This window comes from Streptococcus lactarius (genome assembly GCF_016642265.1).
GTDB classification, from domain to species: Bacteria; Bacillota; Bacilli; order Lactobacillales; family Streptococcaceae; genus Streptococcus; species Streptococcus lactarius.
The window spans coordinates 33,166-56,502 of the sequence record NZ_MRXX01000002.1; the positions used below are offsets into that span (position 1 = coordinate 33,166).

Annotated in this window: 24 protein-coding genes and 1 pseudogene; 24 read left to right on the forward strand and 1 reads right to left on the reverse strand. The window is 42.1% G+C overall.

The genetic code is table 11. The features are described 5' to 3' along the window. Positions 1-179: 179 nt before the first annotated feature. Positions 180-896, reverse strand: coding sequence for a GntR family transcriptional regulator (locus BTU61_RS01840; RefSeq protein WP_200772102.1), 717 nt, complete (start codon positions 894-896; stop codon positions 180-182). A gap of 132 nt (positions 897-1,028) precedes the next feature. Here BTU61_RS01840 and BTU61_RS01845 point away from each other — a divergent pair, with 132 nt between their 5' ends. From BTU61_RS01845 to BTU61_RS01960, 24 genes and pseudogenes are all read left to right on the forward strand, one after another. Continuing rightward, the gene (locus BTU61_RS01845; protein ID WP_200772103.1) at positions 1,029-2,816 is read left to right on the forward strand and encodes a glycoside hydrolase family 35 protein; all 1,788 of its coding nucleotides are present in this window, start codon (positions 1,029-1,031) and stop codon (positions 2,814-2,816) included. Then, positions 2,813-3,289 carry a PTS sugar transporter subunit IIB gene (locus BTU61_RS01850; protein WP_200772104.1) on the forward strand — a complete coding sequence of 159 codons (477 nt, stop codon included), beginning with the start codon at positions 2,813-2,815 and terminating at the stop codon, positions 3,287-3,289. The genes BTU61_RS01845 and BTU61_RS01850 overlap by 4 nt, the downstream gene beginning before the upstream one ends. Before the next feature lie 27 nt (positions 3,290-3,316). After that, positions 3,317-4,231 carry a PTS mannose/fructose/sorbose/N-acetylgalactosamine transporter subunit IIC gene (locus tag BTU61_RS01855; RefSeq protein ID WP_200772105.1) on the forward strand — a complete coding sequence of 305 codons (915 nt, stop codon included), beginning with the start codon at positions 3,317-3,319 and terminating at the stop codon, positions 4,229-4,231. Next, positions 4,218-5,039, forward strand: coding sequence for a PTS system mannose/fructose/sorbose family transporter subunit IID (locus tag BTU61_RS01860; RefSeq protein ID WP_200772106.1), 822 nt, complete (start codon positions 4,218-4,220; stop codon positions 5,037-5,039). Before BTU61_RS01855 ends, BTU61_RS01860 begins: the two co-directional genes overlap by 14 nt. An 11-nt stretch (positions 5,040-5,050) precedes the next feature. Next, positions 5,051-5,455, forward strand: a complete 405-nt coding sequence (locus BTU61_RS01865) for a PTS sugar transporter subunit IIA (RefSeq protein ID WP_200772107.1) — start codon at positions 5,051-5,053, stop codon at positions 5,453-5,455. Positions 5,456-5,537: 82 nt separating this feature from the next. Next, the gene (locus BTU61_RS01870; RefSeq protein WP_200772108.1) at positions 5,538-6,701 is read left to right on the forward strand and encodes an SIS domain-containing protein; all 1,164 of its coding nucleotides are present in this window, start codon (positions 5,538-5,540) and stop codon (positions 6,699-6,701) included. 48 nt (positions 6,702-6,749) lie between these two features. After that, positions 6,750-7,799: an aldose epimerase family protein gene (locus BTU61_RS01875; RefSeq protein WP_200772109.1), complete on the forward strand. Its 1,050-nt coding sequence runs from the start codon at positions 6,750-6,752 to the stop codon at positions 7,797-7,799. A gap of 607 nt (positions 7,800-8,406) precedes the next feature. Then, on the forward strand, positions 8,407-9,405 hold the full coding sequence (gene ruvB, locus BTU61_RS01880) for a Holliday junction branch migration DNA helicase RuvB (protein WP_200772110.1): 999 nt from the start codon (positions 8,407-8,409) through the stop codon (positions 9,403-9,405). A 6-nt stretch (positions 9,406-9,411) separates the two neighbouring features. After that, entirely contained in the window at positions 9,412-9,978 is a 567-nt protein-coding gene (locus tag BTU61_RS01885) for a nucleotidyltransferase family protein (protein ID WP_200772111.1), read from the forward strand. Between the two features lie 171 nt (positions 9,979-10,149). After that, entirely contained in the window at positions 10,150-10,590 is a 441-nt protein-coding gene (locus BTU61_RS01890; protein WP_200772112.1) for a low molecular weight protein-tyrosine-phosphatase, read from the forward strand. Between the two features lie 13 nt (positions 10,591-10,603). Continuing rightward, positions 10,604-11,008 (forward strand): MORN repeat-containing protein, encoded by a 405-nt coding sequence (locus tag BTU61_RS01895; protein WP_187539518.1) that lies wholly within the window; start codon positions 10,604-10,606, stop codon positions 11,006-11,008. Next, positions 10,998-12,800 carry an acyltransferase family protein gene (locus BTU61_RS01900; RefSeq protein ID WP_200772113.1) on the forward strand — a complete coding sequence of 601 codons (1,803 nt, stop codon included), beginning with the start codon at positions 10,998-11,000 and terminating at the stop codon, positions 12,798-12,800. The genes BTU61_RS01895 and BTU61_RS01900 overlap by 11 nt, the downstream gene beginning before the upstream one ends. Positions 12,801-13,388: 588 nt before the next feature. Continuing rightward, positions 13,389-16,040, forward strand: coding sequence for a bifunctional acetaldehyde-CoA/alcohol dehydrogenase (gene adhE, locus BTU61_RS01905; protein ID WP_200772114.1), 2,652 nt, complete (start codon positions 13,389-13,391; stop codon positions 16,038-16,040). Between the two features lie 130 nt (positions 16,041-16,170). Further along, on the forward strand, positions 16,171-16,788 hold the full coding sequence (locus BTU61_RS01910; protein ID WP_200772115.1) for a hypothetical protein: 618 nt from the start codon (positions 16,171-16,173) through the stop codon (positions 16,786-16,788). A gap of 215 nt (positions 16,789-17,003) precedes the next feature. Further along, positions 17,004-17,570, forward strand: coding sequence for a hypothetical protein (locus BTU61_RS01915; RefSeq protein ID WP_200772116.1), 567 nt, complete (start codon positions 17,004-17,006; stop codon positions 17,568-17,570). Between the two features lie 13 nt (positions 17,571-17,583). After that, complete coding sequence (locus BTU61_RS01920; RefSeq protein WP_200772117.1) at positions 17,584-17,889, forward strand: hypothetical protein; 306 nt, start codon at positions 17,584-17,586, stop codon at positions 17,887-17,889. Continuing rightward, positions 17,889-18,212 carry a hypothetical protein gene (locus BTU61_RS01925; RefSeq protein ID WP_200772118.1) on the forward strand — a complete coding sequence of 108 codons (324 nt, stop codon included), beginning with the start codon at positions 17,889-17,891 and terminating at the stop codon, positions 18,210-18,212. The genes BTU61_RS01920 and BTU61_RS01925 overlap by 1 nt, the downstream gene beginning before the upstream one ends. 162 nt (positions 18,213-18,374) lie before the next feature. Next, positions 18,375-19,427, forward strand: a complete 1,053-nt coding sequence (locus tag BTU61_RS01930; protein ID WP_200772119.1) for a zinc-dependent alcohol dehydrogenase family protein — start codon at positions 18,375-18,377, stop codon at positions 19,425-19,427. Between the two features lie 79 nt (positions 19,428-19,506). Next, positions 19,507-20,418: a helix-turn-helix domain-containing protein gene (locus BTU61_RS01935; RefSeq protein ID WP_200772120.1), complete on the forward strand. Its 912-nt coding sequence runs from the start codon at positions 19,507-19,509 to the stop codon at positions 20,416-20,418. Between the two features lie 163 nt (positions 20,419-20,581). Beyond that, complete coding sequence (locus BTU61_RS01940; RefSeq protein WP_200772121.1) at positions 20,582-20,905, forward strand: hypothetical protein; 324 nt, start codon at positions 20,582-20,584, stop codon at positions 20,903-20,905. 73 nt (positions 20,906-20,978) lie between these two features. Then, positions 20,979-21,473, forward strand: a complete 495-nt coding sequence (locus BTU61_RS01945) for a DUF6568 family protein (RefSeq protein WP_200772122.1) — start codon at positions 20,979-20,981, stop codon at positions 21,471-21,473. Between the two features lie 109 nt (positions 21,474-21,582). After that, positions 21,583-21,957 carry an ABC transporter permease gene (locus tag BTU61_RS01950; RefSeq protein ID WP_200772123.1) on the forward strand — a complete coding sequence of 125 codons (375 nt, stop codon included), beginning with the start codon at positions 21,583-21,585 and terminating at the stop codon, positions 21,955-21,957. Between the two features lie 563 nt (positions 21,958-22,520). Then, positions 22,521-22,757, forward strand: a pseudogene (locus BTU61_RS01955) (sodium:solute symporter family protein); the annotation flags it as partial. Between the two features lie 25 nt (positions 22,758-22,782). Next, positions 22,783-23,241 carry a NanQ anomerase/TabA/YiaL family protein gene (locus tag BTU61_RS01960; RefSeq protein ID WP_200772124.1) on the forward strand — a complete coding sequence of 153 codons (459 nt, stop codon included), beginning with the start codon at positions 22,783-22,785 and terminating at the stop codon, positions 23,239-23,241. The last annotated feature ends 96 nt before the right edge of the window (positions 23,242-23,337 follow it).

The window sequence follows — 23,337 nt, forward strand, 5'->3', positions numbered from 1 at the left end:
AATCGAATTCTAACGAATGGCCGATTTCTGTCCCATTCTCTTTGCTCCATCTCGAACACACTTCCTCCGAGGGAATTGTCACTAATTATAAATAGTTACATTTTTATCTTTTAAAACAAATTTAAAAGTGCTATAATGTTTGTATAAAAAAGACCGAGATGTCTCAGCCTTTTTCGTTCTTAGTGATCGCGGTCGCAGGAGATAAATTTGATCTTGTAGTAGTCCCCGCGCTTATATGTCTCGGTGTACTCGATGATTTGGCCTGTGGCTTCTAATTTTGTAATTTTCACCTGTTTGACCGTTGGGAAGTTTTCGTCGATTTCCAATACTTTAGCGACCTTGCTAGGTGTAGGAAAGACGATCTCATTCACTTCTTCAAAGTGTTCGTCATTCATATGGATATGGTAATCTTCTTTGAAGCGATCATAGATAGAACTGTAGTATTCCAAATTTGGATAATTTGGATTGATGTATTGTTCAGGAATATAGGTTTGGTGGAAGATATAGGTGTCGTTTCCGGTCTTACGAACCCGTTCAATCTTGTAGTAGAACTGCGTTGGGTTGAGTCCAAGTTTTTCTAGGATGCCCAGGGTATTTCCACGTTTGATCGAGAGAACTTTGACAGTTGCTTTTTGGATAGGAAAGGTTTCAACGTCTGAAAATTCAACGAGTTTGTGTTTTCGAGCGCGAGAAACGAAAGTCCCTTTTCCTTGCTGGCGGACAATGTAGCCATCAGCAGCGAGGTCATTCAAAGCACGGACAACGGTGATCGAGCTGACATCATAAATTTTAATGAGTTCAGCCTCGGTATAAAATTTATCTCCGTTTTCAAATTTTCCTGAAATGATTTGCTGCTTCAGATCATCTTTAATGTACTGATACTTCGGAATTGCCATAGTAGCTACCTCTCTTTACATTTCTCTTATTAACCTTATTTTAACATATTTTTTTTAAAAGTGTTGACATTTTTAAAAAAATTTATTATATTAATAAATGAAAAGGGTTACATACTAGAAAGGGGGCAGTTTATGGGAATATTTGAGATCCGAGATGCTTTCTATTTAAACGGTCAACCCTTCAAGATTTTATCAGGAGCGATCCATTATTTCCGAATTGACCCAGATGATTGGTACCATTCTTTATTCAATCTAAAGGCTTTGGGCTTTAACACGGTTGAGACCTATGTTCCGTGGAATGCCCATGAACCGCACAAGGGGCAGTTTGATTTTAGTGGTCGGCTGGATATAGAGCGTTTCATCCAAACTGCTCAATCTCTAGGACTCTATATGATCGTAAGGCCATCGCCTTTTATCTGTGCAGAGTGGGAATTTGGCGGATTGCCAGCCTGGCTCTTGGAAGAGAATATGCGGATTCGCTCATCTGATCCAGCTTTTATCGAAGCTGTCAGTCATTATTATGATCGCTTGCTAGGGATATTGACTCGCTACCAGGTGGATCAGGGTGGCCCGATCCTCATGATGCAGGTGGAAAATGAATATGGCTCTTACGGAGAAGACAAGACCTATCTTCGGGCGGTTCGCGATCTGATGAAAGAAAAAGGTGTGACCTGTCCACTCTTCACCTCAGATGGTCCATGGCGGGCAACGCTCAGAGCAGGAACCTTGATTGAGGACGATGTCTTTGTGACAGGGAATTTTGGCTCCAAGGCCAGCTATAATTTTGCTCAGATGCAGGAATTCTTTGATGAGCATGGGAAGAAATGGCCCTTGATGTGCATGGAATTTTGGGATGGCTGGTTTACTCGTTGGAAGGAACCGGTGATTCATCGAGATCCTGAGGAGTTGGCAGAAGCCGTGCATGAGGTTCTAGAGCTTGGCTCGATCAATCTCTACATGTTTCACGGTGGCACCAATTTTGGTTTCATGAATGGTTGCTCTGCTCGAGGGACACTTGATTTGCCACAGGTAACGTCTTATGATTATGGAGCTTTGCTTAATGAGCAGGGGAATCCAACGGAGAAGTACTACGCTATTCAAAAGATGATGGCGACCTATTATCCGCAATATCCTCAAGAAGAACCGCTCATCAAGGAGTGCTTGCCAGCACGAACCTTATCACTAACAGCTAAGACTAGCCTCTTTGCCAATGTGCACAACATAGCCCAGGTTGAGACAAGCCTCTACCCAAAACGGATGGAAGAGCTGGGTCAACATACCGGCTATCTCTTGTATGAGACAGATGTTGAAATGGATGCACCGGAGGAACGACTCCGGATCATCGATGGTCGAGATCGGGCGCAGGTGTACGTGAATGATCGTCATCTGGCAACGCAATACCAGACAGAGATCGGTAAGGATTTGTTGATCGCAGGGGACGAGAAAGAGTCTGTCAATCTCAAGATTCTTCTTGAGAATATGGGACGTGTCAACTATGGTCATAAACTCCTAGCTGATAGCCAGCGCAAGGGGATTCGTACGGGAGTTTGTGTGGATTTGCATTTCCACCTTCAGTGGAAACAGTACCCACTCGAACTACAAGACCTGAGTCGGTTGGATTTTTCAAAGGAATGGCAGGAAAACGCACCAGCCTTTTACCGTTTTGATTTTCGGTTGGATTGTGTCTATGATACCTATATTGATATGATGGGATATGGAAAAGGTGCTGTCTTTGTCAATGGCCACAATCTTGGGCGTTTCTGGGAGGTCGGACCGACCACCTCACTCTATGTGCCTCATGGTTTCCTCAAAGAAGGCGACAACACCATTATCGTCTTTGAGACAGAAGGACGCTATCAAGAGACACTTCAACTTGTTCAACAACCTACATTTTTGACAATAAAGGGGGAAAACTTATGACAATTGTAGGATGCCGTATCGATGGACGCTTGATCCATGGACAGGTAGCCAATCTGTGGACTACCAAGCTCAATGTTTCGCGTATCATGGTGATCGATGATGAAGTCGCTCAAAATGATATCGAAAAAAGTGGCTTGAAACTAGCGACACCACCTGGTGTCAAGCTCAGTATCTTGCCAGTCGCAAAGGCTGCGGAAAACATCTTGGCTGGGAAATATGATAGCCAACGACTCTTTATCGTAGCTCGCAAGCCAGATCGTTACCTTCGCTTGATTGAAGCGGGTGTACAGATCGAAACACTCAATGTCGGCAACATGTCTCAATCTGATGAGACACGCGCCATTACACGCTCCATCAATGTTGTGGATGCTGACGTGGAAGCTTTCCACAAGATCCACGAAAAAGGGGTTCGCATTACTTCTCAAATGGTGCCAAATGACACAGCAGAAGATTTTATGAAGTTATTAAAATAAAAGAAAAATTTTTAGGAGGAAATTGTCATGATACAATGGTGGCAAATTTTACTACTTACTTTGTACTCAGCTTATCAAATCTGTGATGAGTTGACAATCGTTTCATCAGCAGGTTCGCCAGTCTTTGCTGGTTTCATTACCGGCTTGATCATGGGAGATTTAAAGACAGGTCTCTTTATCGGGGCTTCGCTTCAATTGACCGTGCTTGGTGTAGGTACTTTCGGTGGTGCTTCTCGTATTGACGCTACCTCTGGTGCCGTTCTTGCGACTGCCTTCTCCGTAGCAAAAGGGATTGATCCAGAGATTGCTATTGCTACAATTGCTGTGCCGGTAGCGACTTTGTTGACCTACTTTGATATTCTTGGTCGTATGACTACAACTTACTTCGCTCACCGTGTAGACGCTGCAATCAACCGCTTTGACTACAAAGGTATCGAACGCAACTACCTTCTTGGAGCGATTCCTTGGGCTCTTTCTCGAGCTCTCCCAGTTTTCTTCGCGCTTGCTTATGGTGGATCTTTCGTAGAAACTGTTGTCACAGGTCTTGCTAATGTACAATGGTTGGCAAACGGTCTGAAACTTGCAGGTCAAATGCTTCCAGGTCTTGGATTTGCGATCTTGCTTCGTTACCTTCCTGTTCGTCGTAACCTTCACTACTTAGCACTTGGCTTTGGCCTAACAGCAATGTTGACAGTGCTTTATAGCAATGTTCAAAGTGTTGGTAATGCCGTTTCAGCAATGCTTGGAACAGATGTTTTTGCAAAACTTCCAAAAGAACAAGCTATCACTTTTGTTAACAACTTCAAGAGTGTATCTATGATTGGAGTTGCCATCATTGGTATCTTCCTTGCAGTGCAACACTTTAAAAACAGCCAACGTACGGTTGTAGCTGCTCCAGCAAGCAATGTAGAAAGCGGGGAAATTGAAGATGACGAATTCTAAGAACTACAAACTCACTAAAGAGGATTTCAAACAAATCAACAAACGGAGCCTCTTCACCTTCCAATTGGGTTGGAACTACGAACGGATGCAGGCTTCTGGTTACCTATACATGCTGTTACCACAATTGCGGAAAATGTATGGAGATGGCACTCCTGAATTGAAGGAAATGATGAAAGTTCATACTCAATTCTTCAATACTTCTCCATTCTTCCACACCATTATTGCCGGTTTTGACCTTGCAATGGAAGAAAAAGATGGTGTGAAATCAAAAGACGCTGTTAACGGGATCAAGACAGGTCTCATGGGACCATTCGCCCCTCTTGGGGACTCAATCTTTGGTTCCTTGGTTCCAGCTATTATGGGTTCAATCGCAGCAACTTTGGCTGTTGCAGGGAACCCAGCCGGTATCTTCTTATGGATCGCTGTGGCAGTTGCTTATGACATTTTCCGTTGGAAACAATTGGAATTTGCCTATAAAGAAGGGGTTAACCTCATCAACAACATGCAAAGTACCTTGACAGCTTTGATTGATGCAGCTGCCGTTCTGGGTATCTTCATGGTCGGTGCCTTGATTGCTAGCATGATTGGTGTTGAAGTTTCTTGGGCTCCACACATCGGGAAAAAAGCCATCGATGTCCAAGACATGCTTAATTTGATCTTCCCACGCTTGGTACCAGCTATCATCACAGGTGTGATCTACTGGTTGCTTGGACGTAAAGGTATGAACTCTACAAAAGCTATCTTGCTCATCATCCTTGCAGCAATCGCATTCTCAGCATTTGGCCACTTCTTCTTTGGAATGGCATAATGGAGTAAGGTATGGCAAAACAGTTAGTATTGGTCAGCCATGGTCGCTTCTGTGAAGAGCTTAAAGCGAGCACAGAGATGATTATGGGGCCACAAGAAAACATCCATACGGTTGCGCTCTTACCAGAAGAAGGTCCGGAAGATTTTACAGCCAAATTTGAAGCAGCTGTTGAGGGAGTAGACGATTACGTGGTTTTTGCAGACCTCCTGGGAGGGACGCCTTGCAACACGGTGAGTCGTTTGATCCTTGAAGGCCGCGCCATTGACTTGTATGCTGGGATGAATCTTCCGATGGTGATTGAATTCATCAATAGCAGTCTGATTGGTAGTGAGGGCAACTATCCGGAACGTGCGAAAGAAAGCATTGTCAAGGTCAATGACCTCTTGTCAAACCTTGATGATGATGAAGACGAGTAGGTTGGTAGGGGAGTCTGGGAGAAGTATCTCAGGCTCCTTTCCCATGTACTGAAAAAGAATGTAGAAAGGAATACAACTCGCTATGTTAGACTATACAAAAGAAGACTTGCAGGAGCTAGGAGCAGAGATCACAACGCGTGAGATCTACCAACAACCAAGGGTTTGGAGAGAAACAGCCCGCTTATACCAAGAACGAAAAGCAGAAATCCAAGCTTTTTTAACAAAAATTGGCAAGCAACATGACTACATTAAGGTTATCTTAACTGGAGCTGGAACCTCTGCTTACGTGGGGGATACCTTGGTTCCGTATTTGCAGGAAGTGCACGATGAACGCCACTGGAATTTCCAATCCATTGCGACAACAGATATTGTGGCCCATCCTCAAACCTATTTGAAAAAAGAGGTTCCAACGGTTCTGGTTTCGTTTGCCCGAAGTGGCAATTCCCCAGAAAGTGTTGCGACAGTAGACTTAGCCAAAGACTTGGTGGAGGATCTGTACCAAATCACCATCACCTGTGCAGAGGAAGGGAAATTAGCCCTCCAGGCACACGGGGATGAGCGCAATCTCTTACTTCTACAACCAAAAGAAACCAATGATGCAGGCTTTGCCATGACTTCCAGCTTTACCTCTATGCTTTTGACAGCCCTCTTGGTCTTTGATCCGAGTGAGGAAGAAAACAAGGAAAAACGGGTTGAGGAGTTGATTCGTCTGTCTGAACAGGTACTAGCCAGTGGTCAAGTAGTCAAGGAGGTTGTAGATTTAGACTTTGAGCGTGTAATCTATCTGGGGGCAGGGCCTTTCTTTGGACTAGCGCACGAAGCGCAACTCAAGATTTTAGAATTAACAGCAGGAAAGATTGCGACCATGTACGAGAGTCCTGTTGGTTTCCGTCACGGTCCGAAATCTCTCATCAATGAGCAGACTCTGGTCTTGGTCTTTGGATCTATCGATCATTATACGCGTCAGTATGATTTAGACTTGGTACGAGAAGTGGCAGGGGATCGGATTGCGCGTCAAGTCGTCCTTTTGACAGATCAAGCGTCTGAAATCGATCATGTACGGGAAGTCTTAGTAGAAGCTTCGGAGAACTCACTCGATATTTATCGCGCCTTCCCTTATATCCTCTACGGCCAATTGATTTCTCTTTTGACTTCGCTCAAGGTGAACAATCGCCCAGATACGCCGTCACCAACAGGAACGGTCAACCGGGTTGTACAAGGAGTGATCATCCATCCTTTCCAATAAACGGTGGTGTAAAAGGAAATGAAAACGAAGAGCGAGAGGAGGAGTTCTATGAAATCGTATCAAGTAGCTGTATTTGGGAAATGGCAGAATCAGGAGGTGCTGGCTTATCGCTTTGAAAATGAGCAAGGCTACCAATTGCGTGTCATGACCTATGGAGCAACAATTTTAGAGTATGTGACACCAGATCAGGAAGGTCACTTTACAAATGTTGTCTTAGGCTTTGACCGTTTTGAGGATTATGTGGGAAATAGTCCGAAGTATGGGGCTAGCATTGGCCCTGTCGCGGGCCGGATTGCGGGGGCAAGTTTTGAGCTCAATGGTCAAACTTACAACCTGGAAAAGAATAATGAGCATAACTGCAACCACAGTGGATCAACTGGTTGGGACAGTGCCTTGTTTCAGGTAGAGTCCGTCACGGATCACGGTCTGACTCTTTATACGGAGCGTGCAGATGGGACGGGTGGCTTCCCAGGGAATCTCAAGGTTTGGGTGACCTATGGCTTGAGTGAGGAAGGAGCGCTTGAGATTGCTTACCGAGTGGAAACAGATCAAGATACCTTGGTTAATCCAACCAATCACAGCTATTTCAACTTGTCTGGAAACTTTACACAGCCAATTGATGACCATGTCTTTCAGATCAATCATCAGGGGCTTTACCCGATTCGGTCAGACGGAGTTCCTTTGCAAACCATTGAGAAAGACAGCCCTCTTGTCAACTATCTTTCTCAAGCGATGCGACTAGCGGATCTCTTTCAAGATTCGGATCCGCAAATCCGTTTGGTAGAAGGTCTGGACCATCCTTTTGCTCTAGCGCCAAATCAGGAACAGGCAGGCTTCCTCTATCATCAGCCAAGTGGTCGCTTTTTAGCATTCCAGTCAGAAGCACCGACCTTGGTCGTTTATTCAGCCAATTTTGTAGACGAGAGCGTGCATCTTGATGGAAAACCGATGGTGCAGCACAATGGCCTGGCTCTTGAATTTCAAACCGTGCCAGATGCTATTCATAGTGAAGAAGCAGAGAAGGTTATCCTGAGAGCAGGTCAAATCTTTACCAGCAAGACCCGCTACCATGCCCTTGTGAAGACACAAAAAAGTTGAAACGAACAGAAGAAGTTTTTAGGACGGAGAAGTGGATAACCGCCACACTTTGCCTTCTTCTAAAAAAGAATGTATTTTTAAAATGAAGATAAGGAAACTTTAAGCTTCCTGTCGTATACTAATACCATCATCAAAGACCTCCTAACTTTGAATGATAAAACTCCTAAAACTTTTTCATAATAATCTCCCTATAGAGGCCACCAAAACCGGTGGCCTTTTTTTCTGGGAGTGAGACAGAAAAATTTTTTAAAATTGCTTCGCTTCCTTATTTTTTGGCTTAGGTTGAAAAGGTTCCCCAAACCTTTTCAATTGTCTCACCCCCGCACAGTTGATTAGGTATTCTTTGGAGCTATAAGATCGAAATCAACCACTGCGTCATGTAACTATTACTAAACCTATTTCATCGCACCAAGCCTAATTAGGTACTTTCCTTAAAAAGAAAGGTTAGCAACGAGTGCCGATCTTTCAACTTTTTCTAACGAACACCAATGAGAATTACGGTCTAGAAAATAGCAGGTTTTCCATTGGAAAATTATTTCTATTTTCATTTGAAATATTTGTCAGCTTATCCTCGGATCTATTGGCATTTTTTGCTATAATAGTGTGTATGAGTAGAATTTTAGATAACGAAATCATGAGCGATGAGGAAGCTGTTGAACGGACCTTACGCCCGCAATATTTACAGGAATATATTGGGCAAGACAAGGTCAAGGACCAGCTGAAAATCTTTATTGAGGCGGCCAAGCTTCGGGATGAAGCGCTGGATCATGTCCTTCTTTTTGGTCCTCCAGGATTGGGGAAGACCACCATGGCCTTTGTCATTGCCAATGAGCTAGGCGTTAACCTCAAGCAGACTTCAGGTCCTGTCATTGAAAAAGCTGGTGACTTGGTAGCCATCCTCAATGACCTGGAGCCAGGTGATGTTCTCTTTATCGATGAGATCCACCGCTTACCTATGTCGGTTGAAGAAGTGCTTTACAGCGCTATGGAAGATTTTTATATCGACATCATGATTGGTGCTGGTGAGAGCAGCCGCAGTGTCCATCTGGAGTTGCCTCCCTTCACCCTGATTGGGGCAACGACCCGAGCTGGGATGCTGTCCAATCCCTTGCGTGCTCGCTTTGGGATCACTGGGCACATGGAATATTACGAGCAAGATGATCTGACAGAGATCATCGAGCGGACGGCCGATATCTTTGAGATGGAGATCACCCACGAAGCTGCTGAAGAGCTTTCTCTTCGTAGTCGTGGGACTCCTCGGATTGCCAATCGCTTGCTCAAACGGGTACGCGATTTTGCCCAGATTATGGGCGATGGCTTGATTGATGATACCATTACGGATAAAGCCCTTTCCATGCTGGATGTGGACAATGAAGGATTAGATTATATCGACCAAAAGATTCTGCGCACCATGATCGAGATGTATGGGGGTGGACCGGTCGGACTTGGGACTCTATCGGTCAATATTGCTGAAGAACGCGAGACGGTAGAAGATATGTATGAGCCTTACTTGATCCAAAAAGGCTTTATCATGCGGACCCGGACTGGGCGCGTGGCAACTCGCAAGGCCTATGAACACCTAGGCTATCCCTATAATGGAGACTAGCAAAAGATGATGACAGAAGAAACGATAGTAGAACAAATCCAAGCGGATCCGGAGATGATGGCGGTCTTGGCCATTATTCGAGATCTCAACTTGGCAGATGCTTGGCTGGCAGCGGGCGCAGTGCGCAATTTCATCTGGAACCTGCTCTCTGGAAGACCAGGGTTTGATGCGACAACCGATATGGACCTGGTCTTTTATGATCCTGCGATTAGCTATGAGGAGACGCAGCAGATTGAGCAGGAGCTGAAGAAAAAGTTTCCCCAGTACGCTTGGGAAGTCAAAAATCAAGTCTACATGCATCAACATAGCCCAGGGACAGCTCCCTACACGAGTGCTTGTGATGCAGTTTCCAAATACCCCGAACAGTGTACGGCTCTTGCGGTTCGCCTAAGGAAAGATGGTCAGTTGGAACTTTTTCTCCCCTATGGAACCAGGGACATCGAAGACTTCATCGTTCAGCCGACACCACATTTTTTAGCCAGCCCAGAGCGTTTGGCGGTTTATACGGAACGCATGAAAAAGAAAAATTGGCAGAGGAAATGGTCTCAATTAGAGGTTCGTTTTCCAAAATAGAGAAAAAGATCAGATTGGAGCAGAACATCTGATTTTTCTTTAAAATGATAGGGCGCCTTTGTCATCTTTCTGTCATATTTTTGTTATAATAGTCATAGTGTGCGAGTTTCCCTTGGGAAAGCGCAAAGGTCTTGCAGGGTTGAAAATTCAAACAAGGAGTTGGGTGTTGCCATGAAACAAATCGTTTTTGTCTGCTTAGGAAATATTTGTCGAAGTCCCATGGCAGAGTTTGTCATGAAGAACTTAACCGATCAGTATCAGATTGAAAGTCGAGCAACTTCCAACTGGGAACATGGCAATCCGATCCATCAGGGAACCCAGAAAATCTTTCAGAAACACCAGGTTTCTTATGATCTAACCAAGACTTCCTTACAGATCAAGGATAAGGATTTTTATGACTTTGATCTGATCCTTGGGATGGATGAAAATAATGTGGCAGATCTCAAGCAAATGGCTCCTGCAGGAACCGAACACAAGATCCATTTGTTTGCAAGTGAAAGTGTCCCAGACCCTTGGTATACGGGTGATTTTGATGATACCTACCGCAGGGTTTTGGCTGGATGCGAGGCCTGGTTGGACCAGCTAGCAAGGACCGAAGAGTTTGATCGTTGAGAGAATACAGAATATGAAAGAATTTTATGAGACCTATAAGGTCTATCTGACAAGAAAAAATTTAGAAATCGTCGCCTTGGTCGTCATCATCCTATCGGCCTTGATGGTCTTCGTTTCGGCCATTCCAGGTCAAGGTGTTTTAACCTTGGATAAGGGAGCAATCCGCTATGACGGGACTTTAGTTCGTGGGAAGATGAACGGCAAAGGAACTGTCACCTTCAAAAATGGGGATACTTATACAGGCAACTTTGTTAATGGTGCTTTCAGTGGTCAGGGCAAGTTCAAGGCCAAGGCTGGGTGGACCTATGAAGGCCACTTTGTCAATGGGCAGCCAGAAGGCAAAGGGACGTTGACAACAGAAGCCAATGTCGTTTACAAAGGAACATTCAAGCAGGGGATTTATCAAAATGCGCATTAAATGGTTTTCACTGGTCCGTGTCACAGGACTCTTACTAGTATTGCTTTACCATTTCTTCCAGAAAGCCTTTCCTGGAGGCTTTATCGGGGTGGATATTTTCTTCACTTTTTCAGGATTTTTGATCACAGCCCTCTTGATCGATGAATTTGTGCGCAAACAAGAGATTGACTATCTAGCCTTTTTGAAACGCCGTTTCTATCGGATTGTTCCGCCTTTGGTCTTTATGGTTTTGGTCGTGATGCCCTTTACCTTTATGGTGCAACGGGACTATGTGGCTGGAATCGGGACCCAAATTGCGGCAGTCTTTGGCTTTGTGACCAATTTCTTTGAAATGGCAACGGGTGGTAGTTATGAAAGCAACTTCATTCCCCACCTCTTCCTTCATACCTGGAGTTTGGCTTTAGAAGTGCATTACTATGTGCTCTGGGCGCTTCTAGCATGGTTTTTGGCTAAGCGGGCAAAGACGGTTGGGGCCTATCGTGGCATGCTCTTTTTGGCCTCTAGTGGACTCTTTCTCTTTACCTTCTTGTCCATGTTTATACGAGCCTTTTTAACAGCAAACTTTTCAACAATTTACTTCTCTAGCTTCACCCACATTTTCCCCTTCTTTGTGGGATCTTGCTTAGCAACGGTGACAGGGATTTCCAATGTCAGCCCGAACTTCACTAAGCTGGTGCAATCATGGAGTATGAAAAAGACGGTATCAGTCTTGGGAGGAAGCTTTGCCTTCTTATTCGTGCTCAGTCTTTTCTTGCCGTTTGATAGCTTGTGGACCTATCTCTTTGGATTTTTAGCTGCAACCATTGCTGCCGCGGTCATGATTCTTGCAGCTCGTATTCTTCATGAAAAGACGCCAAATAAAAAAGAACCGGCTATCCTCAACTTCTTTGCGGATACTAGTTATGGTGTTTACCTCTTTCACTGGCCTTTCTTCATCATCTTCTCTCAACATTTGGGCACCATGATGGCAGCGATTGTCACCACCATCTTGTCTTTGACCTTGACAGCTCTTTCCTTCTACGTCTTAGAGCCTACGATTGCAGGAAAGGAACCACGCGTCTTTGGCATGAAGATGGATCTCAGCTTTTTGACCAAACCGGTCTTTTATCTCATGATCCCATTGGCCTTACTGATGGTTGGGATTTCAGCTTTTGCGCCAACGGTTGGAGCCTTCGATGAGAGTCTGGTTGCCAGCGGGCTCAATCAAGCTAATAATAAAATGCAGGTCACACGGACCCAGGTGGACAATGCGACGGCGACAGATTACAACGTTTCAAATGGGGTGACCATGATCGGGGATTCGGTCAATTTGCGGGCACAAGATTATCTAATAAAAGCGATCCCTGGCATCCAGATCGATGCGGTAGTGAGCCGTCAGTTGGAAAATGGGATGAAGGTCTTTGAAACAGATATCTCCAATAAAGTTCTCCTGAAAAACGTTGTCATTGCCCTCGGAACCAATACAGTCAGCAACTACAAACAATTGCTAGATCAGTATGTTGAAAAGTTGCCAAAAGGTCGTCGCTTGATTTTAGTGACACCATACGATGGACGGTATGCGAGTGATCAGTCAAGTGAGTCGGTCCAAACCCGTCTCTATGAGTTGGAATTGGCTAAGAAATATGACTTTATCACCATTGCAGACTGGTATCAAGTAGCCGTGGAAAATCCAAATATTTGGGTGGGAACAGACTCTGTACACTTTAATATGGAAACCAATGGTGGAGAGCTCTACGCTCAGACAGTCAAAGAAGCCCTTGACAAAGCTGAAAAAGGCCCTGTTAAGAAGTAGTCTAGATTTTTGGAAAAAGAAAGACAAATTCATATTAAAAACTTTCCTTAGGTGAGTACGGACGTCAGCGAACTTCTATGAAGTTCCATGACTAATTTTTGAGCCTAAGGTCTCAAAAATTCCGAGTGCCTGAAACTGTATTGTTTCAGGCACTTTTCTCACATCGGAAAGTTTCGGTATTTTCTTGATTCATTCTTAAAATTAGGACTCATCTTTATTTTTTACAAAAGTAGTTTGTCTACCTTCTAAAGCAACTTTATACTTGTAAAAAGTTACTTTTTTTAGTAAGATAAAGAAAACGCTTACAAAAACGGAGTGAAAATCTCTCTTTGTGAAGAAAAAATTTTTTAACGAATTCCTTCACAAAGTGCTGACTCCAAACCCCTCTGCCAGAGTGGTTTGAAAAAAGATTCACAAAATTAGAAAAAATCTTTGTGAAAATTGCTTGGAAGTGTTTACAAAAAGCTCAAAATAGAGTAGAATAATATTGTGAAATAATTAACAAAAGAAAGACTGGGTAAAAGGTTTGAGCGTTTACTGAAAACATGAAAACAACTTTCTTTTGAACAATTCGGAGGAAACCATCAAATGGCTGATAAAAAATCACTTACCCCTGAAGAAAAGAAACTCGCCGCTGAAAAGCACGTTGACGAGTTGGTCCAAAAGGGCCTTGTTGCATTAGAAGAAATGCGTAAATTGACGCAAGAGCAAGTGGACTATATCGTTGCAAAAGCATCTGTAGCAGCTCTTGATGCTCACGGAGAATTGGCTCTTCATGCATATGAAGAAACCGGTCGTGGTGTCTTTGAAGATAAGGCAACTAAGAACTTGTTTGCCTGTGAACACGTGGTCAACAACATGCGTCATACGAAAACAGTTGGTATCATCGATGACGATGATGTGACAGGATTGACCTTGATTGCAGAACCAGTCGGTGTGATCTGCGGGATCACTCCAACCACTAACCCAACTTCTACAGCGATCTTCAAAGCCTTGATCTCATTGAAGACTCGCAACCCAATCATCTTTGCCTTCCACCCATCTGCTCAAGAATCATCTGCTCATGCGGCTCAAATCGTACGCGATGCAGCGATCAAAGCAGGAGCACCTGAAAACTGTGTGCAATGGATTACCCAACCTTCTATGGAAGCAACCAGTGCGCTGATGAACCACGAAGGAATTGCGACTATCCTTGCGACCGGTGGGAATGCCATGGTGAAAGCTGCCTATTCTTGCGGGAAACCAGCTCTTGGGGTAGGTGCTGGAAACGTACCTGCTTATGTTGAAAAAACAGCCAACATCCGTCAAGCAGCCCACGATATCGTCATGTCTAAGTCATTTGACAACGGAATGGTTTGTGCATCTGAACAAGCGGTCATCATCGATAAAGAAATCTACGATGAGTTTGTAGAAGAATTCAAATCTTACCACACTTACTTTGTCAACAAAAAAGAAAAAGCCCTCCTTGAAGAGTTCTGCTTCGGTGTCAAAGCCAACAGTAAGAACTGTGCGGGTGCGAAATTGAATGCGGACATCGTTGGGAAACCAGCAGCATGGATCGCTGAACAAGCTGGCTTCTCTGTCCCAGAAGGTACCAATATCCTTGCTGCAGAAGTGAAAGAAGTTGGTCCAAAAGAACCATTGACTCGTGAAAAATTGTCTCCAGTCATCGCTGTCTTGAAAGCAGACAGCCGTGAAGATGGAATTGACAAAGCTCGTCAAATGGTTGAATTCAATGGTCTGGGTCACTCTGCTGCCATCCATACTGCAGATGCTGATCTGGCTAAAGAATTTGGGAAATCAGTCAAAGCCATCCGTGTGATCTGGAACTCTCCTTCTACTTTTGGTGGTATCGGGGACGTATACAATGCCTTCTTGCCATCATTGACTCTTGGTTGTGGTTCATATGGGCACAACTCAGTCGGTGATAACGTAAGCGCAGTAAACCTCTTGAATATCAAAAAAGTCGGACGCCGGAGAAATAACATGCAATGGATGAAACTTCCTTCGAAGACATACTTCGAACGTGGATCAATTGAATACTTACAAAAATGTCGTGATGTAGAACGTGTCATGATCGTGACAGACCATGCGATGGTAGAACTTGGTTTCTTGGATCGCATTATTGAACAATTAGACCTTCGTCGCAACAAAGTAGTTTACCAAATCTTTGCGGACGTTGAACCAGATCCAGATATCACAACTGTTGAACGTGGTACCGATATCATGCGGACCTTCAAGCCAGATACGATCATTGCTCTTGGTGGTGGTTCTCCAATGGATGCGGCCAAAGTCATGTGGCTCTTCTATGAACAACCAGAAGTGGACTTCCACGATTTGGTTCAAAAATTCATGGATATCCGTAAACGTGCCTTCAAATTCCCATTGCTTGGTAAGAAGACAAAATTCATCGCCATCCCAACAACATCTGGTACTGGATCAGAAGTTACTCCATTTGCCGTTATCTCTGATAAAGCCAATAACCGCAAATACCCAATCGCTGACTACTCATTGACACCAACAGTGGCGATTGTGGACCCATCTCTTGTCTTGACTGTTCCAGGATCGGTTGCAGCAGACACTGGTATGGACGTCTTGACCCACGCGACAGAAGCTTACGTCTCTCAAATGGCTAGCGACTTTACCGATGGTCTTGCCCTTCAAGCTATTAAACTGGTCTTTGAAAACTTGGAAGAATCTGTGAAAACAGCTAACTATGATGCTCGCGAAAAGATGCACAATGCCTCTACGATCGCAGGTATGGCCTTCGCCAATGCCTTCCTCGGTATTTCTCACTCCATGGCCCACAAGATTGGTGCGCAATTCCACACCATTCACGGACGGACCAATGCCATCTTGCTTCCATATGTGATCCGCTACAACGGTACACGCCCAGCTAAAACTGCGACATGGCCTAAGTACAACTACTACCGTGCAGATGAAAAATACCAAGATATCGCTCGTATGCTTGGACTTCCATGCTCTACACCAGAAGAAGCTGTTGAAGCATATGCTAAGGCTGTATATGAACTTGGTGAACGCTGTGGTATCCAAATGAACTTCAAGGCACAAGGAATCGATGAAAAAGAATGGAAGAAACATTCTCGTGAATTGGCCTTCCTTGCTTATGAAGATCAATGTTCACCAGCTAACCCACGTCTTCCAATGGTAGACCATATGCAAGAAATCATCGAAGATGCATACTATGGTTACAAGGAACGTCCAGGACGTCGTAAATAAGACGCCGACGAACAACTGATGTTTATCAGCCCCCTCACTTGAAAGAGTGGGGGATTTTTTGCTTTGAGTTCGCAATTCCCTTGATTTTATGATAGGGTATAAGAAAAGAACTAGAACAAAGAAGGTAAAGATGAGAAAAAAGATTATAGGAATCCTTTTAGTGATCGTCGTCATTCTGGGTGTAGGGATGATCTGGCTGAAGAACCCCCATCGAACAGCCCAAGGCTTGACCCATGAAGAGGAGAGCATTTTTAAACATTCTTTCCGTCTATTGGAAGAACAAACGGCTTTGTACGTGAAGGAAAATTTCACAGGTATCAGTAAAATTGAATTTTCTCCGATTATCTTTGACGGAGGTTTGAAGTCTGGGGATCCTTTACGAGTGAATGTGGTTCCGGTTGTCTATGATCGGCATGGAAACAAAGCTTATCTAGGGCGGGATGCAAAAGGAGAGCCCATGCTCCGCTATGGCTTCCACCAGGGAGTTGAATTTGATTTTGGGATGAATCATAAAGAGGTCATTTTCTTAGATAATTCAAAAACAGGAGAAGCAATTGATGTTTCAAATGAAGAGAAACTACCAGAAGATGCAAAGGTGAAAGAGGATGAAGGAATTGATACGAGTCTAAAGGTCCTAACGGATGCTGGGCAGTTAGTTGGAGTGGATAAAAATAAAAGTGGTAGCCCAGAAGCGAAGGTTGTTTACAATTTAGAGATCCAAAAAGGGGATTATAGTAAATGGCGCTAAAAAAGCTGAGCTCTTCCTTTTATTTTTTAGGAACATGAGACTCAAATTCAATTTTTTTCATCAAGAGCTGTTTTTTTAACTATTTTTTGAAATTTTTATAGCATTACGAGCTAATTTATGTTACCCTATAGTGTGTGAATTTGCTTCTACTGGTGAGGCAGGGAAGTTTAGGATCTGTGGACCATAAAATGAACCAAGAAAGGAGGCTGTCTCAAATGGGGTTAGAAGATGAAGTACAAGGGATGCAAGACCAGGCGCAGAAAATTATTGAGATGCCACAAAGGGATCAAGAAGCACCTACATCAGAAAATCCATCATCTGCCTCGGTTGTTTCTCTGCATGGGCAGGGGACACCTGAGGATGCGTCCAGCATTCCTAGCCTCCATCAGCAACTAGCGAGTGCGTCTGGGACCCAGACCATTCAATTGCGGGAGGAATTGGTACTGGCAGTAGCACAAAATGCTTCAGCGCAAGCGACGCTCTTTGAAGCCGAGCTCAAAGATCAGCTAGAAGTGGCCAAGGAGACGGTTTCCCATAAGGTTGCGGAGGTGTCGCAAATGGCCCACAGTATGGCCCAATTTTTAACGGATGCAGAAGTGGAACAACTATTAGGAGAGTTCTCCATGGATACTTGCTGGGACCAAGCGGTCGAGGCAGAAAACCTGGCTCAAGCAAAGGCCTACTCGACACGTCTGTCAGATCTGGCAGGCCAACTGGAAGCTGCATCAGCCCAATTGGTGGACTTGGACAAGGGACAAGCAGCGGCCTTTGATTTTTCATAAGTAGGAGAAAAAGATGTTAGAGATCCTGGGAGAGGATAGAGAACGCATTGAGGAGCTCCATCGAGAGATTAAAAAGGAGCAAGAGCGGATTGCAATTCGGAGTTTGATTGCAACGCAAAAAGCCTTGATGATGTTGGAAGGGATGAGTTTGCAGGTGACTTTGAGCGGTCAATCCGAAAAGATGCGCTCTTTTGCCACAACGACCCTAGTTAGTGATTTGAAAGATGGATTTACAGGAGGAGCAGCGGACGCAGCAGAAGCAGCACTGAAATCAGTGAAAAAGCCGATTTTCATGAGTCCAATTAAAGGAGGTATGTGATGTACCATTCAGGAAATAATGAATTAGAACAGCTAGAAGATCGACATCACCGCTTTAATCAGAAGCTTAGTGAGCTGGAGTGGGATTATGCGGATATGCGCATGGATGTCCGCCAACACACCGAAAATTTGGTGGATTGGCTGAGTGCTCTGCATTTTCAAGCCCCAAGTGCGGAAGCTCAAAGTGGCTTAGAGCGCTTATTTGCCTTGCAAGAAGAGTTTGAGGCAGAACTCAAGCGTTATGAAGAGCGCTTAGAAGAAGAGCGCGAGCGCGAACAGCAAGAATACTATAAGCAACGTGAACAGTTAGAACAAGATCATTAAAGCATTCCTCTGATAGAGTTAAGTGGAATGTTTTTGTTTGCTCAAAAAACTGTTAAAAATATGCTTTGAACTATTGTAAACGCTTGCTTACTATGTTATAATATTCACAAAGAAACAAACAGAAAATGGTTTTATCAAACCAACAAAGAAAAGGAGTCGCTTATGAAAGCTGCAACCTATGTATCTGCAGGCAATCTGCAACTGATCGACCAACCAAAACCAGGGATAAAAAACCCAACGGATGCTATTGTTCGTGTCTTGAAGACAACTATCTGTGGGACAGACCTTCACATCCTAGGAGGAGATGTTCCTGCCTGTAAAGAAGGCACGATTTTAGGTCACGAAGGCATCGGGATCGTCGAAGAAGTCGGTGATGCGGTGAATAACTTCAAGGTGGGTGACAAGGTCATCATCTCTTGTGTCACAGCTTGTAACACCTGCTATTACTGTAAACGTAGCCTGCCTTCTCACTGTGAAGATGGTGGTTGGATTCTGGGTCACTTGATCAATGGAACCCAAGCAGAATATGTGCATATTCCACATGCGGATGGTAGTCTCTATCATGCGCCTGAAAGTGTGGATGACGAAGCCTTGGTCATGCTCTCAGATATTCTCCCAACCTCTTATGAAATCGGGGTCCTCCCATCTCATGTAAAACCAGGGGACAATGTCTGTATCGTTGGAGCTGGTCCGATCGGTCTTGCGGCTCTTTTGACCGTTCAATTCTTCTCACCAGCTACAATTATCATGGTGGACTTGTCCGAAGCGCGCCTCGCAGCGGCTAAGAAATTTGGAGCAACTCATACCATCTGCTCCAGCGATATTGCGGAAATCAAGGCCTTTATTAATGAAGTGACCGATGGCCGTGGGGTCGATATTTCTATGGAATGTGTGGGTTATCCTGCTACCTTTGATGTCTGCCAAAACGTCATCTCCGTTGGCGGTCATATTGCCAATGTCGGTGTTCACGGAAAACCGGTTAGCTTCAATTTGGACGAATTGTGGATCAAGAACATTACCCTTAACACCGGTCTTGTCAATGCCAACACCACTGAAATGTTGCTCAATGTCTTAAAATCTGGTAAGATCGATGCAACCAAGCTCATCACCCATCACTTCAAACTCTCAGAAGTCGAAAAAGCCTATGATGTCTTTAAACATGCGGGTGAAAACAATGCACTCAAGGTGGTTATCGAAAATGACATCAGTGAATAAGGTGGCAACTAATATTTGTTCATAGTTTTTTTAGTAGGGCTGGGAGGTAACTTCTGGCCTTTTTCCAGAGGATTAAGAGATGAGAGATATAAAAAGTGAAATTGGGAAAAAACTAAGACGATTAAGAGAAGAAAAGGGGATGACGAGAGAAGTACTTTGTAACGATGAAAGTGAATTAACAGTACGTCAGTTAGTACGTATTGAAAAGGGGGAATCTTTACCTAGCTTAAAAAAATTAGAATATATTGCGAATATGTTGGGTATTCCAGTGTCGAATATTGTAGATCATGAAAAAGCGGCATTGCCTCGTAGATATCTAGAATTGAAATTTCTAGTTACTCATTTTATGACATATGGGGATGAAGAACGGATAAGACTAAAGGAATCCTATTTTGATGAGATTTACGAATCGTATTTTGAAGATTTACCAGAAGAGGAACAAGTTGCTATTGAAGCTGTAGATGCAGCGTTAAATGTTTTTTCAACTGAGAAAGCTGAATATGGAGAAAATTTGATTGAGGAATATTTTGGGCAATTGATGACTAAAAAAGAATTTTCTCAAAATGATCTATTAATCATCAAATTATTTTTGTTCAAATGTCTCGCGAGAGCCAAGGATAAAAGAGATGCCATGGTTTTAGTTGATAAAATGATTGCTACCAAAAATTCATCTGATAAAACGAGCCTGTATTTAATAACCAGAAATTTGATAGCGATGACTTCTATCTTATATCAAGATGAAGATTATGAACAGTTGGGTCCATATATAGATGAATTGGATAAATTGGTACAAGAAACTCAATATTTTCAACAAAAGCCGGGTATAGATATGATGAAAGGAACCTATGCATTCTACGTGGAAAAAGATATAGAAAAAGCAAAAGTATTTTATCACCAAGCGATGGTTTGTGCTCATTCATTTGGCGAATTTGATCTTGAAAATAAAATAAAAAAAGAAATGGAAAAACATATAAAAATAAAATGGACATGACATTTATGTCATGTCCATTTTATTTTTAAAGTGATACTATTACTATCGAAAGCGAATAAAGGAGGATAAGCCAGGTGTTGGGAGTAATTGTAACTGTATTATCTTTAGTATTTTTAGTTGATTAAAAATACCAATTTAACAATTAAGTAGAGAAGGTGATGATATGAAAAATATTAAAAAAATGATACTTCTTTCGATTATAGGATTTTCCTTAATAGGATCTTTTGTATCTCCAGTTAGTGCCAATGCTATAAAGCCCATCGAAATATCAATTTCACGGGACCGTGGTGTTTGTGGAGATATGAATAAAAACAGTTCAACCTATAAACGCTATTGTCTCAAAGATGGTAATGCTTCAGCTCATTTGACTCAACGACAAATAGATTGTATTTGGTCTTTGTTTAGAGTTGCTGTGTCCCCAGCTGGTGGGTGGGCATCTGTAATTAGAGCACTTGGTAACACAGCGTACAAATGCTATAATGTATGATTAAAAGGAAATAGTTTGTAAGATTACGTTAAATAATCCTCCTTTGTTTGTTATTATTAATATGGTTCGTGAAATGAATTTTAAGAAATTTAGTAAATTAATGCTAGGTATTATTCTTCTGTGCCAGTTAAATGCTTGTGTTTTATCATCAAAATTGGCTGATAAAGAAAATTTACAATTAACAAAAGTTGAAATCGATAAAGATTATGAATTAAAAATGAAAAGATTATATCGCTCTATAGTAACAAATTATACAAAAGTAAGTGCTGGAAATATCATAGATAGAAATTTAAAAAATAACAGTTTTGTATATATAGGCAGAGAATCTTGTCCATTTTGTAGAGAGTTTGTGCCAATGTTAAATGAGCTTTTATTAAAGTCAAATAACAAAGTCTACTATTTAGATACTGAGTCAGATTCAAAAAATCCTAGAATACAGGAGTTTTATCAAAAATTTAGTATAGATGGAGTACCTGCTTTGCTTTATTTTAAAAAAGATGGGGGATACGAAATATTACATGAAGATGATGTTTTACCTGAGTGGATTAATAAAATGATAGAAAATTAATATCATATACAAAGTTATAAATTTCACTTCATATTTCTTGTAAATAGCCTATTATAGTCTTATAATATAAGTGTAGAAAACGATTACATTAAGAGAAAGGTGTGATCTTATGAGACGGTTTTGTTATCATCGTGAATTTTGGATGGACTTCCATTTCTGGATCTTGGTCTTGCTTTTAGCAGCTGTGGCTTTAACGATGCGGACTCCGATTTCGGTAGTTAGCCTAGCTTATCTTGCTTTTGTAGGGATTTTGATCCTACTGCAGGTCTTTCAACCGCCTGTATCGACACGTCAGTACCCAGAAGGTAGCTACCATTTCAATTGGACCTTTTATCGGGATACCCGACTGTATATCGATCTCTTTGTCTTAGCTGGTCTCTTGGCAGGCCCAATGGCTTCATCGGATATGGTCTATTGGGTCTTGCTTGGAGCCGTCGTCGGCTCTATCGGCTTTGTATTTGTCGTAAAGGAAAAAGCGACTTAAAAGATGGCTTAGGTAGATGAGATGGTCTCAGTATTATAGAGTAGAAATACTTCTTTAGAAGAATCAGAAAAATTAATTTGGCAGGGTTTTTCTTTTTGCTAAAATGTTGTATAGAAATTCCGAAAGAAATAATAAACTCAAAATAAAAATTAATAAAATAGGTATATATGAACATATTGACGTAGACAAATGTTCTTGCAAGACATAAAATACAAATAAAAAGAATAAAAAATTGTTATATTTCAGACTGAAGAAAAAGTCCATTTTGGACAATTTTCTTCAGTCTTTTTCTTTCATTAGAGAAACTAAATAACTCTTAAAAAATAGCGCTATATCAACATTCCTAAGAGCTTTTACAATATGGCAATTTTTCTATTGCTGGTAGGATTTGTCTACGTTCTGATATTTTAATATTTGTTGTTCTGTTATAAAATGAAAGAAATTAGAAAGTATTTTCTAAATCATGAAAAATATTGAACTGAAAAAAATAAGTGTTAAAATAAAGAATGTAAACGTTTACTTTAATAAAGGAGCTCATATGTTACTGCAAAAAGAACTAATTTCAAGGTGCTTATGCAGCGCTGATTGTATCAACCATCGTTATGGTATTTATTAAATACTTCCTTCCTCCAACAGCTGTTAGCTACTGGGCATATTCATTGATTTCAATTTCTGTATCAGTAGTTTCAGGTTATATTGTATCTGTTCTTACTGAAAATAAAGTATCTGCACCTAAATATACAACGATTCATGATATTTCAGAAATTAAAGCGGATTCAAGTTGGGAAGTTCGTCGCTAGTCACTAATAGAAAAGAGAAAATAATATGATTATTTCTGAACAATCTGATTTTAGACGATATGCTTCTGTCAATAAACATTTTTCAAAAGTCTGTGATTTTTTAGAAAATACAAATTTGACAGATTTAGTTGATGGAAAAATTGATATTGATGGGGAAAATGTTTTTGCAAATTGTATGACTTATCTAGCTGATGGAGTTCCAGGAGATATTTTTGAAACTCATAAGAAATATTTAGATATTCATATTGTTGTTGAAAATACAGAAAAAATGGCAGTAACTTCCCCAGTTCGTGCTCAGTCACGTGTACCTTTTAGCAAAGAGAAGGATATTGCTTTTTACGATAGCAAAGACTATCAAATTGTTGAATTGCTTCCAGGGAATATGTTGGTGACTTTTGAAGAAGATCTTCACCAACCAAAGATTCATTGCAATGATGAAACTGTTAAAAAACTTGTTATCAAAGTTTTAAACGAGGAAAAATAAAATGAAAAAAATATTAAACAACATGAAATTGGATTGATGTTTGAAAAATTTGATTCATGGTCTCGTAATGAACTTCATATGAAAAATGTTGTACCA